The following is a 17,229-nucleotide window of genomic DNA, read 5'->3' on the forward strand; positions in this document are numbered from 1 at the left end:
TACATGTCCGAATTTGGCCAGACTTTTCCAAACGTCTCTATTACAGTCCTGCTCATGAACACTCTCGATCCGCTGGTTTGCTACGCCGCCTTCGTCGCCCGAGACCGCCGCTTTGATGGTTGGTTTTTCATGGGGGTGTCGTCGACGGGTATCTATTGCCGTCCGATATGCCCGGCGCGGGCGCCCCAGGCCAAGAATTGCAGCTTCTATTCCAGCGCGGCGGCGGCAGAGCATGCGGGCTTTCGGCCTTGCTTACGTTGCCGCCCGGAACTGGCGCCCGGTCATGGGGTGCTCGATCTTTCCAGCGGGCTGGCGCAAGCCGCTGCGCGATTGATTGAAGACGGTTTTCTGAACGGTAAAAACCTGTCAGCGCTGGCCGACCGCGTGGGTATCACGACACGACACCTGAGGCGGATTTTCGAAGCGGAATTTGGTGTGTCGATGACGGCGTACACGCAAACCCAGCGCCTGTTAATCGCCAAGCGGCTGCTGACGGACACTCAACTGCCGGTCACTGAAGTGGCGCTGGCCGCTGGGTTTGGTAGCGTCAGGCGTTTCAATGACGTGTTTCAGTCGAAGTACGGGTTAAATCCCCTACGGCTGAGAAAGACGAGCCGTACGCCGGATTCAGACGTGATGAAATTTGAGCTGTCTTATCGGCCGCCGTTTGCATGGCGCGGCGTGCTCGATTTTCTTGCCCATCGTCAGGTCCGTGGTGTCGAGCATGTGGGTGACGACCGTTACGCGCGGATCATCGCGTTTGAGCACGCGGGGCGTCCATTGCTCGGCTGGATCAGTGTCGAACACGCACCGTTGCGACATACGTTGGTGGTGACTGTTTCGGCGTCGTTGCACTATGGGATTGCGCCGCTTCTGGGGCGTGTGCGCCGACTTTTCGACACGGACTGTCGGCCAGATCTGGTTGATGCGCACCTTGGCGCGCTGGCAGCGGATTTGCCGGGCATGCGCGTGCCGGGTGCTGTCGACGGATTTGAAATTGCGGTTCGCGCGATTGTCGGGCAGCAAATTTCGGTGGCGAACGCCCGAATAGTATTGGGTCGAATCGCCGAACGGTTCGGCACAAAAGTGCCGGATGCGCCCTTTGATTTGCTCAGTGCGTTCCCGACGGCGGGCGACATTGCTCAACTGTCGGCCGAGGAGTTGATCGGCACTGGCCTGATTCGCATCCGCGCCGAGGCCATTATTGCTATCGCGCAAGCAGTAGCCTCCGGTCGAATAACCCTCGAACCGCTGGTCCCGCTGGAAGATACGTTGGCGGCACTGCGCGCTATTCGCGGGGTAGGCGAGTGGACTGTGCAATACATCGCCATGCGCGCGCTCGGTTGGCCCAACGCCTTCCCGGAAGGGGATGCGGTACTGAAAAAATACCTGGGCTATTCAGCGGTGGCGCTCTTGAATGAGCACGCCAGTCAGTGGGCACCGTGGCGCGCTTATGCCACCGTGCATCTGTGGCGACAACACGAGGCAAAGAAATCATGAACCAGGGCTATCTAGCAGCGAGTCCGCTCGGCGACATTGCCCTGCGGGTGGAGGACGACGCATTGACCGGGGTATTTTTCGTCGGTCAAAAATACTACCCCGACCTGATGTTCCTGCCTGACGAGCCTTCAGTCCCCAGGGTCGTAATCCTGGCGCGCGAGCAACTGGCTGAGTTTTTCAGCGGCGAACGACGGGTGTTCACGCTGCCATTGTTGATGCGTGGCACGCCGTTCCAGCGCTTGGTCTGGCAACAGCTGTCGTTAATTCCGTATGGAGAGATTGTGTCCTACGGCACCTTGGCGAAGAACATGGGGTTGGGTAGCGGACATTCGCGAGCGGTGGGCACCGCCAATGGCAGAAACCCGATATCGATTATTGTTCCCTGCCACCGGGTTATCGGCGGCAGTGGTGGCTTGACGGGCTACGCGGGTGGGGTCGATCGCAAACAGGCGCTGCTGTCACTGGAAAATATGAGCGGCAGGCCTGTCGGATCGGAGTTTGAACTGATCACTTCAAACGGGTAGTGGCAATCAGCTGGGTTTGAACAGTGCGTTAAACGCCTTGGCGCGGCGCGTTACTTCTTGAGCGCTGTCAGCACCGAACAAACCGTGAACCACGGCCAATAAATCGGCGCCATGCTCCACCAGCGGCGCGGCATTTTCCAGCGTGATACCGCCAATCACGGCAATCGGTAAGTGAATGCGGGCACGAGCCCGATCCAACAAATCGAGGGTTGCGACCGGCGCACCCGGTTTGGTATTTGAGTTAAAAAAGCGTCCAAACGCGACATAACTCGCCCCATCGGCTTTGGCTTGATCGGCCAGTTCCAGTTGTCCGTGGCAGGTCGCGCCAATGATTGCTTTGTGCCGCAACAGCGCGCGGGCCGTGGATAGCGAGCCATCGGTCTGTCCCAGGTGTACGCCAACGCCGAGACGTGCCGCCAGTTCAGCGTCGTCGTTAATAATCAATTGAGTCTTATAGCGTTCGCACAGCCGCAGAAGGGTGTCCGCTTCGCGCAGGCGGCGAGCTTCATCACTGCTTTTGTCGCGGTACTGCAGCAGGGTCACGCCGCCCTCAAGGGCAGCTTCGACATAAGACAAAAACTTACCAGCCAACAGTTGGCTGTCAGTAACGGCATACAGGCCACGTAATTTCATTGTTGTAGCTTCATCAGTCTGGCCCCAAAGCGTCGCGTTACGAGCAAAAATCCAGTGGCAAGCGGCGCGGAACAAATTGCCCTTTGCCCAACTGTTCAGCGTCGCGCAGCGTACGCCAAGTGTAGTTGAGCGCCGATTGGACAGCGCTGATCAGATTCTCGCCAAGTGCCAAGCGTCCAGCCAAGGCGCTGGCCAGCGTACAGCCAGAACCGTGATAACTGCCGGGCAAACGTTGGCAGGTAAACGTGCGCGTTTCACCGCCACGGATGTATAGGCGGTTATGGATAAGCTCTTCGTCACCGTGGCCGCCGGTGATCAGCAGGTGCTTGCAGAACGGCAGCAGTTTCTCGGCGCATTCGTCTGCCGTGCCTTCAGGCAATTCGGCGAGGATCCGTGCTTCAGGCAGGTTCGGGGTTGCGATGGTTGCCAATGGCAGCAGCCGCTCGCGCATGGCGTAACCGACCTCATCCTTGCCCAGGCGACCACCGCCACCCGCACGCAGGACCGGGTCGCACACCAGTGGCAGATGCGGGTGTGCTTCCAGCAATCCGACGACGGTGTCGACCATTTCCAGCGAACCAAGCATCCCCAACTTGATCGCCGCCACGGTGGAATCATTAAGCACTGCATTGGCCTGCGCCAATACCCACTCACGGTCCAACACCCGGAAATCGGTGACGTTAACGGTGTCTTGTACGGTCAGGGCGGTGATTGCCGGTGCAGCGTGGCAGCCTTGAGCGAGAAGGGCTTCAATATCGGCCTGCATGCCGGCGCCACCACTAGGGTCGTGGCCGGAGAGACAGAGGACAACGGGGCGGGAGCTATAGGTATTCATGGTGCGCGAGCTTACCACCAAACATTTTCCGGGGCCGCTGGCGGGTGCAGGATTTTTTTTCGTTTGCGCAAACGGCATTACCGGGGCTATTAGCTTGGCTACGTCATGTAACAAACAAAAAATCCTTGTAATGCCCGGCCTAGAGCCTTTCGTCCAATTTAAAAAGAGTAGTGTCTGGGCATCATTCGCCGTTATGCTCACAACTTCTGACGAACGGTCTACGCTGAGCCCAGCTTGATGTGCAGGGCATGCGGGTACGTTGATGAAATATACGGACACATTATAAGATCGGTCTCACACCGTGCTGACTGTTTTCCATCAATAACAGGATCTTCCGGCTGACGTCGTCTCTAGGGAAAGGAGGCTTTGCGACCAGTCGGACGGGGCCACGCTGGGACTGTATGCGCTATTTGCTGATTATGCTGGTCGCTTGGCTACCGTTGTTGGCCGGCGCCGTCGAATTCGACGAAACCACCCGGACTTTGCCTTTGGGGCGAGCTGTTCAAGTGTTTGAAGACGTCACGGGGGGCGCGACGATTGAAGAGGTGAGCGACCCGACACTGCAAGGCCGGTTTCGCGATCTAAACGCCGAGGCACTCAACGCGGGTTACTCACGCTCCGCGTATTGGTTGAAAGTTGACCTGCAATTTCGCCCGGAACATTTGGACGCGCGGCCGGACTGGCTATTGGAAATGGCCTATCCGCCGATGGATCACGTCGATCTATACACCGCCGATGCCTCAGGGCGCTTTCGGCTGGCATGGCAGACCGGAGACATGTTGCCGTTCTCCAGCCGGCAGATTAAGCAGAATAACTTTTTATTCGACCTGAACCTTCCGCCCGATGAGGTCAAGACACTGTACGTGCGTGTTGCCGGGCATGGTTCCATCCAGGCGCCCCTTGCACTTTGGTCCAGTCACGCCTACATCGAAGCGCAGCCTGCACGCATCTATGTGCTTGGGCTGATCTACGGCATGTTGGTGGGAATGCTGATCTACAACCTGTTCATTTACATTGGCGTGCGTGACACCAGTTACCTGTATTACATCCTCTATATCGCGTCATTTGGCCTGTATCAAATTTCGGTAAACGGAGCGGGGATCGAATTTTTCTGGCCGAACAACCCGTGGTGGGCCAATGCTTCGACGCCATTTTTGGTGGGTTCAGCCGTGTTTTTTGCCAGTCAGTTTTCTCGGCATTTCCTTCAAACGCCCTCACTGAACCGCTGGCTTGATCGGTCGCTGAAGTTGCTCATGGCCTTTGCCGCAGTGGTCATGGTGCTGTCGGTAACCATGGACTACGGTGTGGCGCTGCGCTTGGCAACCGGTTTGGTCTTGTTGTTCACGCTTGTGATCGTCGCCACCGGGATTACCGCCAAGGTTCGTGGACTGCGCGTGGCACGGTATTACATCGTGGCTTGGTCGGTATTCCTCTCGGGTGGACTGATCAATGCGTTCATGCTTATGGGTTATCTACCTAATAACTTCCTGACCATGTATTCCAGCCAGATCGGATCGGTATTGGAAGTGGCGCTGCTGTCGCTGGCGCTGGCCGACCGCATCAACATGATGCGCGAGCAGCAGGCGCAGATTCTGTTGGAGGCCGGTCAGAAGCTGGAGCGCTTGAACCAGAAACTGGAGACCAGTAACCGATTGAAGGATGAGTTCCTCGCCACCTTGACCCATGAATTGCGCACGCCCATGAACGGTGTGATCGGTTCACTGGAGTTGATGCAGATGATGCCAATGGACAGCGAATTCCAGCTCTACCAACAAACCGCGGCCAACTCTGCCCAAGACATGATGGGCATGGTCAATGGTATTTTGACCCTTACCGAATTGCAGGCGGGCAAGTTGTATGCGGTCAACGAGCCGTTCAGTCTGCGTTGGCTGGTTGCGGAGCTGCGCAGGCAATACGTCAGCGAGGCTCAGGCCAAGCATTTGAGTTTCTTCATCGAACTGGATGAAGCGCTTCCGGACAGCCTGCTGGGCGATGTCAGCAAGCTGCAACAATGCATCGGTTGCTTGTTGGATAACGCGATCAAATTCACCAAGGCCGGCAGCGTCAGCGTCAGAATCACCGGCAAGTCCGACTACCTGCAAACACACACAGTACTGATTGAAGTCATCGACAGCGGTATCGGCTTTGGTCGGTTGGACGAGGCGGCGTTGTATCAGACATTTTTCCAAGTGGACGGCTCAATGACGCGGGAATATGGCGGGTTGGGCATTGGTCTCGCGATTTGTCGACAATTGATCGGGCTCATGGGCGGAACGTTGAGCCATCAGTCCGAGCCTGGAAGAGGCAGTTGCTTCACGTTGCGCGTTGAATTGGGCCATTCCGATGTTGAGCCACAGCGTTGTTCGTTGGTAACTCACACGCTTTAATCGGCTGTGCATGCCGAAGTCTCTGTGTGGCTTGCCAACGAAGGCATTAATGCAGGCGAACCAGGTTTCAGGTCGACATCAGCGGCGCGATTATGGACCTTTTCGCAGGCAAGCCTGCTCCCACAGCATCTAGGGCGATAGCACGGTGTCGAGGACGCTGGGGCGTCTTCCACCGAGGTGGGGGTATTTCATAGGGTTTTGAGGTGAAACTGCCGGTATTTAAGTCCGATATGGCGCTTTGTAAAGCCTCGTCGCGCGTGATTCACTGCACTTCATGGGCGTGTCCTTTGGCGCGTCCGAGCCCGGAGGAGCGCCCTCATGAACCTGCACCAGTTCGCCGAAACCCATGAAGTGACCAATCAGCCCCCGTCGTTGGACGGCGTCAATCTGTACCGTATTGATCTGCCATTGCAGGAATGGTCGCTGCGTTATGGGGCGGGTTGGGCGCAGTCGCGAATTGACACCTACGGCGCGCTGGCTGGTGGGCCGCTGATGACGGCGGGTTTTCTGGCCAATGAAAACAAACCGGTGTTCGTCAGCCATGACCGCTATGGGCATCGGATTGACCTGGTTGAATTCCACCCTGCTTACCACGAACTGATGCGCACCGCCGTCGAGCATGGGTTGCCGTCCTTGCCCTGGACTGACCCACAACCCGGCGCCCATGTTGCCCGTGCGGCCATGAGCTATTTACACAGCCAGGCCGAAGCGGGCAGCGGTTGTCCGTTGACCATGACTTTTGCCAGTGTGCCAGCGATGAGAATCCAGCCCGACCTGGCCGACATTTGGCTGCCGAAAATTCTCGCGACTGAATATGACCCGCGCAACGTAGGCATTGGCCATAAAGCGGGTGCGACCATTGGCATGGCAATGACCGAAAAACAAGGCGGCACCGACGTGCGTGCCAACACCACCAAGGCTTATCCGGTGGGCGCTACGGGGTCGGGTCAAGCGTACGAGCTGGTCGGGCATAAATGGTTTTGCTCCGCGCCGATGTGTGATGCGTTCCTGACATTGGCGCAAACCGAGAAAGGCCTGACCTGTTTTCTTTTGCCGCGTCATCGGCCAGACGACAGCCGCAATGAGTTCTACATCCAGCGCCTGAAAAACAAGCTCGGTAATTGCTCGAATGCCTCCAGTGAGGTTGAGTTTCGCGGCGCGCTGGCCTGGATGATTGGCGAAGAAGGCCGTGGCGTACCGACGATTATCGAGATGGTCGCCATGACCCGTTTTGATTGCATGGTCGGTTCCAGCGCCCTAATGCGCCAAGCCCTCACCCAAGCCGCGCATCATTGCGCGCACCGCAGCGTCGGTGGCCGGGTGCTCAGCGAGCAACCGCTGATGCAAAACGTATTGGCCGATCTGGCGCTGGAAAGCGAAGCAGCACTTGCGCTGACGATGCGCATGGGCCGAGCGCTGGATCATCTGGAAGACTCCCAGGAAGGCCGCTTTGCCCGACTGGTCACGGCGGTGGGCAAGTATTGGATTTGCAAGCGTGCCCCGGCGATGATCAACGAAGCGGCTGAATGCATGGGCGGTGCCGGTTATGTCGAGGACAGTATTTTGCCGCGTCTGTACCGTGAGGCGCCGGTGAACTCGACGTGGGAGGGTTCCGGCAACGTGCAATGCCTCGACGTGTTGCGCGCGCTGTCGAAAGAGCCGGGCGTACTGGATGCGTTGTTCGCGGAATTGGGCGACGGCCATGGCGACCGACGATTGGCTGGCCACATCGATCAGCTGAAAAGCGCGTTCAAGGACACCACTGACATTCAATATCGCGCGCGGCAGCTGACCGAAGACATCGCCATTGGCCTGCAAGCAAAGCTGCTGCTCGAAGCGGGGAATGCCAGTGTCAGTGATGGCTTCATCAGCAGCCGACTGGGCTCGGCAGGCCGGGTCTATGGCGCGCTTCCAAGGGGCGTCGATGTGGCTGCGCTGGTGGCGCGCTCGTCGCCACAGGTCGGTTGAAATTGACACCCTCTGTGGGATCCAGCGTGTTGGCGAAGCTCTCAACGCAGTGTCCGAGACAACCCGCACAGTTTGCAAAATCGCCAACAAGTTGGCTCCTACAGGAAGATGCAGGCAAGATACAAGCCTGCAAGATCAGACAGGATATGTAACGTGACCGAAGCTTTTATTGTCGTTGAAACGGCCGAGCAAGCTGTAGACCGCCTTGCCGTGTTGCATGAGCGGGCCACCAGTGCGTTGAGCCAAGCGCTCAAGCGATACCTCAAAGACCGCGTCGAACCGACGGCGGCAGAGCGTGAACTGTTCCGCTACCCCGAATTGCGTCTGGTTTATCTCTGCCAGGGTGAAGTGCCGCTGACGACTCGCGCCTATGCCAAAGTCCAGCTGCCCGGCACTTACAGCGTCACCGTCACCCACCCGTCATCGTTTCGCGCCTACTTGCTTGAGCAATTGGTGCCCTTGATGAATGACTTTACCGTCACGGTAACCGTGGGCGTCAGCGAGCAAAACATTCCTTACCCGTACGTGGTTGAGCAAGGCGATGAGTTGGCCGGTTCCGGCGTTACCGCCGCTGCGCTGGCCCGGGTCTTCCCGAGCACCGACCTGTCGGCGGCCACTGATGGCATCGCTGATGGCTTGTATGACTGGGCCAACACCGATCCATTGCCATTGGCGCTGTTTGATGCCGCGCGGGTGGATTTCTCCCTGCGCCGTCTGGTGCATTACACCGGCAGCGACTGGCGCCATGTGCAGCCGTGGATTTTGCTGACCAACTATCACCGTTATGTTGACCAATTCATTGCCCATGGCCTGGATCAATTGCGCAACGACCCGCGTTTCCTGCGCATGGTCTTGCCGGGCAACGTGGTGGTCGACAAGAGCATGAGCCATGACGAAGCGCAGACAGTGGTTGCCGGCGTGGTATGGCATCGCTATCAGATGCCGGCGTATCACTTGATCGCCTCCGACGGCCACGGCGTAACGTTGGTGAATATCGGCGTTGGCCCATCCAACGCGAAAAACATCACCGATCACTTGGCAGTATTGCGTCCGCATTGCTGGCTGATGATCGGCCACTGCGGTGGCCTGCGCCAATCCCAGACCATCGGCGACTACGTGTTGGCTCACGCTTACATGCGCCGCGATGGCATTCTCGACCGGGTGGTGCCGCCGAACATTCCGATTCCAGCGTTGGCCGAAGTTCAACTCGCCTTGCAGGAAGCGGCTGCGCAAGTCACCGGCGAGCGCGGCGACGACCTCAAAAAGCGTCTGCGCACCGGCACCGTCTTGACCTACGACGACCGAAACTGGGAATTGCGTTGGGCACAGGAACGTCCGCTGATCAACCTGTCCCGCGCAGTCGCGGTGGACATGGAAAGCGGGACCATCGCCGCCCAGGGTTATCGCTTGCGGGTGCCTTACGGCACGCTGCTTTGTGTGTCGGATAAACCGCTGCACAGCGAAATCAAGTTGCCTGGCTCGGCCAACGCGTTTTACGAGCGTGCGGTCAGTCAGCATTTGAAAATCGGTATCGCGGCGGTTGACCTGTTGCGCACGCAGCTTAACTCGCTGCACTCACGCAAACTGCGCAGCTTCGATGAGCCGCCGTTCCGTTAATTGAGCGGTTCGGTTAGGTATTTACAGAAAGGGCCACTAAAGTGGCCCTTTCTGTTTTCGAATTCTGAACTGTCATGCCCCGCATCCAACGTCCCGCGTCCCGCCATTCCACTCGCCCGCCGAGCACTGCGCGGCGCGTCGCTAAAGCTCCGCCTGCTGAGCCCACGTTGATTTTGTTCAACAAACCGTACGATGTGTTGACGCAATTCAGCGACGCAGAAGGGCGGCCAACGCTGAAGAATTTCATCGATATCCCCGGCATCTACCCGGCAGGGCGTCTGGACCGAGACAGCGAAGGCTTATTGTTGCTGACCAATGACGGTCAGTTGCAGGCGCGAATTGCCGATCCCAAGCACAAATTGGCCAAAACCTACTGGGTGCAGGTTGACGGCGAGCCGACAGAGGAGCAGTTGCAGCGTCTGCGCGATGGCGTGGAGCTCAACGATGGCCCGACATTGCCAGCACAGGTGCGGCAGTTGCCAGAACCGGAACTCTGGCCGCGCACACCGCCGGTACGGTTTCGCCAACACCTGCCGACGAGCTGGTTGGAGCTGATTATCAAAGAAGGCCGCAATCGCCAAGTTCGACGCATGACAGCAGCGGTAGGGCTGCCAACCTTGCGACTGGTGCGGGTTCGGATTGGTGACTGGACGATCGAAGGTCTGGATCAGGGGCAGTGGCGGGAAGTGCCGGCTAAGCTTTAAGACAGGCTTCTATTTGGGATTCAAATTTAACTGAGGGACCGAATTGATTCGGGAATGCTGAGCATCAGACGCTCACGATGTTGAATGTGATGACACTTTCGCGAATAAATTCGCTCCCACAAGGATAGGAAATCCTTCAGCGTCTTTTACACAGTCAGGCCTCAATAAACGCAATCACGACGCTTTTGATCACGAACGCGAGAATGCCCAATCCCAGTACGAAGAACAGGATAATGGTGCCAAATTTGCCGGCCTTGGATTTCTTCGCCAAGTCCCAGACGATAAAGCCCATGAATGCGACAAGGATGGTGACCAGAATCGTCATCATCCACTGTTCAAATACTGCGGGGTCCACGTTCATCAACTTCTCCAGCCGGTCGGCGATGCGCAACGATTATACGCAACGTCCTAGGTGCCGCGCATTGCCCTTAAGGTCGCAGGTGCGTCAACGGTAATTCGGTGCTAGCCAGCACCTGATTCAGTACAAAACTTGAACGGACACTGGTGACGCCTTCAATGCGGGTCAAATGGCCCAGCAGCAGCTTCTGATAATGGTCCATGTCCGGCACCACGACCTTCAACTGATAGTCGGCATCCATCCCCGTGACCAAACTGCATTCCAGCACCTGCGGCAGGTTACGAATCTGCTGTTCAAAGTGCTCGAAGCGCTCGGGCGTGTGGCGGTCCATACCGATCAGCACGTAGGCGGTCAGGCTCAGGCCCAGTTTTTTACGGTCCAACAAGGCAACTAGGCGCGAGATATAGCCATCATCCTCCAGCTGTTTGACCCGCCGTGAGCAGGGGGAGGGTGACAGGCCTATGCGCTCGGCCAACTCTTGATTGGAGATTCGCGCGTCACGTTGCAGCTCCGCCAAAATGCTCAGGTCATATCTGTCGAGTTTGCTCACTGTTTGCACCTTTACAAGATCTATTGCGCAGGATTATGGATATGAAGTTAAAAATTGCGCAAGTGATGTTTCTGTAAGCAATATTCGCAATCGGCTGCTGGGGATTCAGGCCTATTCTTATTAACAGAATCACTGCCCGGACATAGCGTCCAGCGCGGCTCTCCGAATCAGGTTAGCCGCGGCCGCCAACCCCACAAGGTTGTCAGGCCACCGGGCTACACACTGTCCAGAAGACGGCGTGACGTGAGCCAACGTCAAAAGCGTTGAGCAGGGACGAATTCCTAGAGGGAGCCATTAGGCTCCCTTTTTTATTGTGCGTGCATTGCTACTAAAAGCCCCCGCACGCTGTCGAATGGACTGTTAGAGTGCTGCCCCATGAGGCATCCACTAGGCAGTCTTATTAATGGGCATTTGCACCACAGTGAGGGAAGCATGAAATCGTGCATCTGGCGTATCGCAGGTGTTGGTTTGCTGTGTTTGGGTGCCAGTGTTCAGGTGCTGGCAGAGAACCCGAATGATGGGCAAGGTGATAATCACGAGCACCCAGGTGGCCATCCTCAGGGTGGTCAACAGCAGCAACAACATCAGCAGCAAGAGCAACAACAACACCAGCAGCAAGAGCAACAACAACATCAGCAGCAGCAGGTGCAACAACAGCAGCACCAGCAACAAGAGCAGCAGCAACGCCAGCAGCAAGATCAACAGCGTCAGCAGCAGGTGCAGCAGCAACAGCGCCAGCAGCAAGATCAGCAGCGCCAGCAGCAGTTGCAGCAGCAACAGCATCAGCAGCAGGATCAACAACGCCAGCAGCAGGTGCAGCAGCAACAGCATCAGCAGCAGGATCAACAACGCACGCAGCAGGTGCAGCAGCAACAGCATCAGCAGCAGGATCAACAACGCCAGCAGCAGGTGCAGCAACAACAGCATCAGCAAGAGCAGCAGCGCCAAGTACAACAGCAGCAACAACGCCAGCCTGAACCCGCGCGTCTGCCAATCCAGGGTCGTCCCGAAGAAACACGCCAATCCCAAGCGCCTCGCCCCGGTAATTTTCAGGACAATCGTCAGAGCAACGCGAACCAACATTGGCAGGGCGGCGGAACGCCTCCTCGGCTCGGTGGCGGTGACGGTCGTCCCGGCAATGACCATTGGCACGGTCGGCCGGACGGTCATGGCACTGGTTGGGGTCCAGGCCCGCAATTCCGCCCAGGTTATGTGATCAACAGCATGCCCGGGGGCCACTCACGGATTGGCTGGCACGGTCAGGACTACTTCTATTCCGGCGGCTACTGGTATCGCCCGCAAGGCCCACGCTATGTGATCGTTGAGCCACCACGGGGCATTCGCGTTCACGAGTTGCCCTCGTATTCGCAGGAAGTCTGGCTGGGCAGTACGTTGTTCTTCGTTGCGGCAGGTACTTACTACCTGTACCAACCGGACACTCAAGACTACGTAGTTTCCGAGCCGCCACAAGGTGCTGAACCGGTCTACACCCCGGACGCTCAACCGCCACAACAGGCGTCGAGTTACAGCTATGACCCGGTGGCGTACCCTGCCAATGGCCAGAGCCAAGAGCAGCAACAGCAGGATATGTATGATTGCCACATGTATGGCGTCAACCAGAGCGGCTTTGATCCACAAGCCGCGACATACGCGCCATCCCCGCAGGTCATCGATGTCTACCGGCGGGCAATGGGCGGGTGTTTGGCTGGACGTGGTTACGCCGTCAACTAGCTAAGACGGAACAACCTAGCCGTTAAATGACGGCTGGGTTCAGTAGCACTTCCCGAGGGTCGGCGTGCACCAGCACTTCGGCTTTCGGGTACTCATCTTCTATAGCGTCGGCCACGTGATCACATATAGCGTGAGCAACAGCCAACGTCAGATGCCCCGGCAACTCCAAATGCAACTGAACGAACCAATGGTTGCCGGATATCCGTGTGCGCAAATCATGCGCACCGAGTACGCCGTGCACACCGCGCGCCAGGTCCACCATGTGCAGACTGATCTCTGGCGGCAATTCTTCATCCATCAGCACCGACACGGTTTCCCGGGCGATCTGGACCGAACTCCAGAGTATGTACACCGCAATCGCCAAACCGAAATACGCATCCAGTTGCTGGAAGCCGAGCACCGCGAGGATCAGCGCAACTAAAATACTGGCGTTGAGCAACAGATCGGATCGGTAATGCAGCGAGTCCGCGCGAATAGCGGTTGAGCCGGTTTCGCGGATGACTTTGTGTTGCAGCATCAATAACGCCACGGTAAGCGCAATCGACAACACCATCACCGCAATGCCCAGTCCCGGCGCACCCAGCGGACTCGGATGCAAAATGCGCTCAACTGCCTGATACGCAATCAAAATCGCACTCACGCCGATAAACAGCGACTGAGCGATGCCCGACAATGCCTCAGCCTTGCCATGCCCATAACGGTGATCGTCATCGGCCGGACGCAGCGCGTAATGCACCGCTAACAAATTAAGGAATGAGGCGACGCCGTCCAGCGCTGAATCGGTCAAGCCTGCGAGCAGGCTGACCGAACCGCTAAACCACCAGGCAACGCCTTTGGCGACGATCAAAATGGCCGCGACTGCCAGCGACGCGCGTGTTGCCAGACGTAGGAGGCGTTCGTGTTCGGAACTGACGATCATGACGGTTTCCTTGGGTCAGGCAGACGGTTTCAAGCCGAGCATCGCCAATTGTTGCGCATTGCCTCGGTGCTGAATCAGACGGGGATCATCAAGCGGCAAACTGCGGCCCAGTTCGGTTTGGAGAATCGCCTGCAACTTGCTGTTATCGACGGTACCGTCAGCCTTGATCGCCGGGCGCAGCTTTTCCGGATTGATCTGAGCAGTCTTGCCAGCAGGCAGGTAAATCGCGCCCGTGGTGAAGTCCACTGCGAACGCGATTATCCCAGGAATGATGTAGAACAACAGGCCGATGGCGTCGAGACCGATGATCAAGGGATCGACCTTGCCATCAATCTGACCGCGGCGGTCAGGGTAAAAAATACTGCCGCATGCGGTCATTTGAGTCAGCAGTGCGGCGACCAAAACGCCGCCGATGAAACGGGAGGGTATGCGCATAAGGATCTCCTGAAAGAAAGGCGCAACTATACAAGGCAAATGCCTCGTAGCTGAGACTATTGGTGCAGTGCTTCGTGCGATTGGGTGATGGGGGTGTGGCTGTATCAGCGGCAGTCATCGGCCGTCAGAGCAACGATGGCGACGTAGTGTGCCAACTGCTTTCTTTGCCTATTAGATCATTCGACAGGCTACGTGGGCTCGGGTACTGCTTTCCATTTCCCCCAGTCGGACAGCGTGTCAGGCACTCTGTCGTGACTCTTGAGCCAGGCATGCAGGGATGGATCAATCCATTTGATGACTTCCAAGATGTCTCGATGCAGCTCAAAAAGTGGCTGCCACAAAAGAGGTTCGTGATGGAAGCAGCGGTTGCGCAAATCTCGCCCTCTATTCAAGCGAGTTCGAATGGTGTCAGGCTGACGCATGCTCTTGGGGCAAGAATAGAACACCCTCATCAGTGGCTTTGACGGGCCTATAACGTTCACCGCTATACTCCCCGGCCTGCCCCGGAGCCGCCATGATTTCCCTGCCCATTGATGCTGTCCTCCCCGCCCTGCGCGAAGCTTTGTCTATACGCCATGAAGCGGTACTCGAAGCGCCGCCGGGTGCCGGTAAAACCACTCGTGTGCCGTTGGCGCTGCTGAACGAGCCGTGGCTTGCCGGACAAACCATTTTGATGCTCGAACCGCGTCGGCTTGCGGCGCGGGCGGCGGCTGAGCGGTTGGCGAGCGAGTTGGGCGAGAAGGTCGGGGAAACCGTCGGTTATCGCATCCGCTTGGAAAGCCGGGTCGGGCCGACTACTCGGATTGAAGTGGTCACCGAAGGCATTCTCACCCGTCGCTTGCAGGACGACCCGGCGCTGGAAGGCGTGGGTCTGTTGATCTTCGACGAGTTCCACGAGCGCAGTCTCGATGCCGACTTGGCCTTGGCACTGAGCCTCAACGGCCGTGGGCTTTTTCGAGACGAGCAACCGCTGAAAATCTTGCTGATGTCAGCCACGTTGGAAGGCGAACGTTTATCCAGCTTGCTCGACGACGCGCCGGTGATACGCAGCGACGGGCGTATGTTTGCGGTGGCGATGAACTGGGGGCGAGCGTTTCAGCCCGGTGAATACATTGAGCCACGAGTGGTGCAGGCCGTGTTGGATGCCCTCGGCAACGAGTCCGGCAGCGTCTTGGTGTTTCTGCCGGGGCAAGCCGAGATACGTCGAGTTAACCAACAGTTGGCCGAAGCGCTGGGTGAGCGTCACGACATCATGCTCTGCCCCCTGCACGGCGAGTTGGACCTGAATGCCCAGCGTGCGGCCATCGAGCCTGCGCCGAAGGGTCTGCGCAAAGTGGTGCTGGCGACCAATATCGCCGAGACCAGTTTGACCATCGATGGCGTGCGGGTGGTGATCGATGCCGGGTTGGCGCGAGTGCCGCGCTTTGACCCTGGCAGCGGCATGACCCGCCTCGATACTCAACGCATCTCCCGCGCTAGCGCTACGCAGCGTGCCGGGCGGGCCGGGCGTTTGGAGCCGGGCGTGTGTTATCGGCTGTGGTCCGAGGCTCAGCACGATCAATTGGCGGCCTATGGCACGGCGGAAATTCTGCAGGCGGATTTGGCCGGACTCGCGCTGCAACTGTCGCGCTGGGGTGTGACCCCGGCTCAATTGGTGTGGCTTGATCAGCCGCCTGCCGCCGCGTATTCCCAAGCCCAGGATTTGCTCGGTCGGTTAGGTGGCCTGAGCCAGAAACCGGGCGAAAACTGGAAACTAACTAGCCACGGTCAAGCCATGGCCGAACTTCCGGCGCACCCCCGCATTGCGCATTTGTTGTTGCGCGGGCAAGCGCTGGGCCTTGGTGAGCTGGCGTGTGACGTGGCGGCGTTGTTGGGCGAGCGCGATATTTTGCGTGGTGCGGGCGCCGATTTGCACAGCCGTTTGACGTTATTAGCAGGTACCGAGCGCGCAGCCCGAGGCGCGCAAGGCGGCGTGCAGCGAGCGAAACAACTGTCGCGGCAATACCGAGGGCTCCTACAGAAGCAACGTGACGTGACCAATACCTGGGTCAGCGATCCGGATCACCAGCGTTGGCCCGGCGCGTTATTGGCGTTTGCTTATCCTGATCGCGTTGCGCAACAGCGGCGGGCCGGGGGTGCTGAATACCGATTGGCCAATGGCCGCGCGGCGTTGTTTTCTGAGGCCGACGCCTTAATGAAGCAACCGTGGCTGGTGGTCGCTGATTTGGGCAGTCGCCAAGGGCAGCGCGAAGAACGCATCTACATGGCGGCCGAGTTTGACCCGGCGCTGTTTGATTCGGTGTTGGCCGAGCAAGTCACAGCGGTCGATCACCTTGAATGGGACGAGCGTGAAGGCGTGTTTCGTGCTGAGCGTCAACGCAAGGTTGGCGAGTTGATACTCAGTCGTGAACCGCTTACAGGTCTGGATGAGTCTGCACGCAGCCAAGCGTTGTTGGCCTTGGTCCGGCGCAAAGGTTTGGAGCTGTTACCGTGGACGCCCGAGCTGCGCCAGTGGCAGGCGCGGGTCGCGTTGTTGCGTCAGCTTGATTTGGAGAAACAGTCCGACAGCGAATGGCCTGACGTGCGCGATGCGGCATTGCTGGCGAGTCTGGACACCTGGCTGATGCCGTATTTAGGCAAAGTGTCGCGGCTTGCTCATTTTGGCAATCTGGACCTGTCGTCGATTCTGCATAACGTGTTGCCGTGGCCATTGCCGCAACGTTTGGACGAACTGGCGCCACACCATTTGAGCGTGCCGTCAGGGTCGTCAGTGCGCTTGGATTACAGTGAGTATCCGCCGATTTTGGCCGTGCGTTTGCAGGAATTGTTCGGCTTGGCCGACACCCCGCGCATTGCCGGTGGCCGGCAGATCATCAAACTTCACCTGTTGTCACCGGCCCGCCGCCCGGTGCAAGTGACGCAAGACTTAGCCAACTTCTGGCGCAGCACTTATGCCGAGGTTAAGAAGGATTTGAAAGGCCGGTATCCGAAACATTACTGGCCGGACGATCCCTTGGTGGCGGAACCGACCGCGCGGATCAAGCCGCGCAAGTAAACACAATGACACT

The 17,229-nt window shown here is 58.0% G+C and carries 15 protein-coding genes; 8 read left to right on the plus strand and 7 right to left on the minus strand.

The features are described from left to right. The first annotated feature begins 54 nt into the window (after positions 1-54). Both RHM65_RS09665 and RHM65_RS09670 read left to right on the plus strand, forming a co-directional pair. On the plus strand, positions 55-1,500 hold the full coding sequence (locus RHM65_RS09665; RefSeq protein WP_322184808.1) for an AlkA N-terminal domain-containing protein: 1,446 nt from the start codon (positions 55-57) through the stop codon (positions 1,498-1,500). Continuing rightward, entirely contained in the window at positions 1,497-2,024 is a 528-nt protein-coding gene (locus RHM65_RS09670) for a methylated-DNA--[protein]-cysteine S-methyltransferase (protein WP_322184810.1), read from the plus strand. Before RHM65_RS09665 ends, RHM65_RS09670 begins: the two co-directional genes overlap by 4 nt. A 6-nt stretch (positions 2,025-2,030) precedes the next feature. On the opposite strand, the gene thiE is transcribed toward RHM65_RS09670, so the two are convergent. Continuing rightward, the gene (gene thiE / locus RHM65_RS09675; RefSeq protein WP_322166185.1) at positions 2,031-2,657 is read right to left on the minus strand and encodes a thiamine phosphate synthase; all 627 of its coding nucleotides are present in this window, start codon (positions 2,655-2,657) and stop codon (positions 2,031-2,033) included. 37 nt (positions 2,658-2,694) lie between these two features. Further along, positions 2,695-3,492: a hydroxymethylpyrimidine/phosphomethylpyrimidine kinase gene (locus tag RHM65_RS09680; protein WP_322166184.1), complete on the minus strand. Its 798-nt coding sequence runs from the start codon at positions 3,490-3,492 to the stop codon at positions 2,695-2,697. Positions 3,493-3,893: 401 nt separating this feature from the next. Here RHM65_RS09680 and RHM65_RS09685 point away from each other — a divergent pair, with 401 nt between their 5' ends. The 4 genes from RHM65_RS09685 (at position 3,894) to RHM65_RS09700 (ending at position 10,168) form a co-directional block, all read left to right on the plus strand. Further along, on the plus strand, positions 3,894-5,879 hold the full coding sequence (locus RHM65_RS09685; RefSeq protein ID WP_416195122.1) for a sensor histidine kinase: 1,986 nt from the start codon (positions 3,894-3,896) through the stop codon (positions 5,877-5,879). 318 nt (positions 5,880-6,197) lie between these two features. Continuing rightward, positions 6,198-7,847 carry an acyl-CoA dehydrogenase family protein gene (locus RHM65_RS09690; RefSeq protein ID WP_322184813.1) on the plus strand — a complete coding sequence of 550 codons (1,650 nt, stop codon included), beginning with the start codon at positions 6,198-6,200 and terminating at the stop codon, positions 7,845-7,847. Between the two features lie 153 nt (positions 7,848-8,000). After that, positions 8,001-9,464, plus strand: a complete 1,464-nt coding sequence (amn, locus tag RHM65_RS09695; RefSeq protein ID WP_416194730.1) for an AMP nucleosidase — start codon at positions 8,001-8,003, stop codon at positions 9,462-9,464. A 74-nt stretch (positions 9,465-9,538) separates the two neighbouring features. Beyond that, complete coding sequence (locus RHM65_RS09700; RefSeq protein ID WP_322166181.1) at positions 9,539-10,168, plus strand: pseudouridine synthase; 630 nt, start codon at positions 9,539-9,541, stop codon at positions 10,166-10,168. A gap of 154 nt (positions 10,169-10,322) precedes the next feature. Here the strand turns inward: RHM65_RS09700 and RHM65_RS09705 are convergent, their stop codons facing one another. From RHM65_RS09705 to RHM65_RS09715, 3 genes are all read right to left on the minus strand, one after another. Beyond that, positions 10,323-10,523, minus strand: a complete 201-nt coding sequence (locus tag RHM65_RS09705; protein WP_322171165.1) for a DUF2788 domain-containing protein — start codon at positions 10,521-10,523, stop codon at positions 10,323-10,325. Between the two features lie 73 nt (positions 10,524-10,596). Next, positions 10,597-11,076 (minus strand): Lrp/AsnC family transcriptional regulator, encoded by a 480-nt coding sequence (locus RHM65_RS09710; protein WP_322166180.1) that lies wholly within the window; start codon positions 11,074-11,076, stop codon positions 10,597-10,599. 387 nt (positions 11,077-11,463) lie between these two features. Beyond that, positions 11,464-12,159: a hypothetical protein gene (locus tag RHM65_RS09715; protein ID WP_416195123.1), complete on the minus strand. Its 696-nt coding sequence runs from the start codon at positions 12,157-12,159 to the stop codon at positions 11,464-11,466. On the opposite strand from RHM65_RS09715, the gene RHM65_RS09720 reads away from it, so the two are divergent. Beyond that, positions 12,070-12,807 (plus strand): DUF6515 family protein, encoded by a 738-nt coding sequence (locus RHM65_RS09720; protein ID WP_416195135.1) that lies wholly within the window; start codon positions 12,070-12,072, stop codon positions 12,805-12,807. The two genes, RHM65_RS09715 and RHM65_RS09720, sit on opposite strands and share 90 nt — an antisense overlap. A gap of 22 nt (positions 12,808-12,829) precedes the next feature. Here the strand turns inward: RHM65_RS09720 and RHM65_RS09725 are convergent, their stop codons facing one another. Together RHM65_RS09725 and RHM65_RS09730 are read right to left on the minus strand one after the other, a co-directional pair. Then, the gene (locus tag RHM65_RS09725) at positions 12,830-13,726 is read right to left on the minus strand and encodes a cation diffusion facilitator family transporter (protein WP_322166178.1); all 897 of its coding nucleotides are present in this window, start codon (positions 13,724-13,726) and stop codon (positions 12,830-12,832) included. Positions 13,727-13,741: 15 nt separating this feature from the next. Continuing rightward, complete coding sequence (locus RHM65_RS09730) at positions 13,742-14,161, minus strand: polyribonucleotide nucleotidyltransferase (RefSeq protein WP_322166177.1); 420 nt, start codon at positions 14,159-14,161, stop codon at positions 13,742-13,744. Between the two features lie 514 nt (positions 14,162-14,675). Here RHM65_RS09730 and hrpB point away from each other — a divergent pair. After that, positions 14,676-17,216 carry an ATP-dependent helicase HrpB gene (hrpB, locus tag RHM65_RS09735; protein WP_322184815.1) on the plus strand — a complete coding sequence of 847 codons (2,541 nt, stop codon included), beginning with the start codon at positions 14,676-14,678 and terminating at the stop codon, positions 17,214-17,216. Positions 17,217-17,229: the final 13 nt, after the last annotated feature.

This window comes from Pseudomonas sp. CCI4.2 (genome assembly GCF_034350045.1).
Taxonomy (GTDB): Bacteria; Pseudomonadota; Gammaproteobacteria; order Pseudomonadales; family Pseudomonadaceae; genus Aquipseudomonas.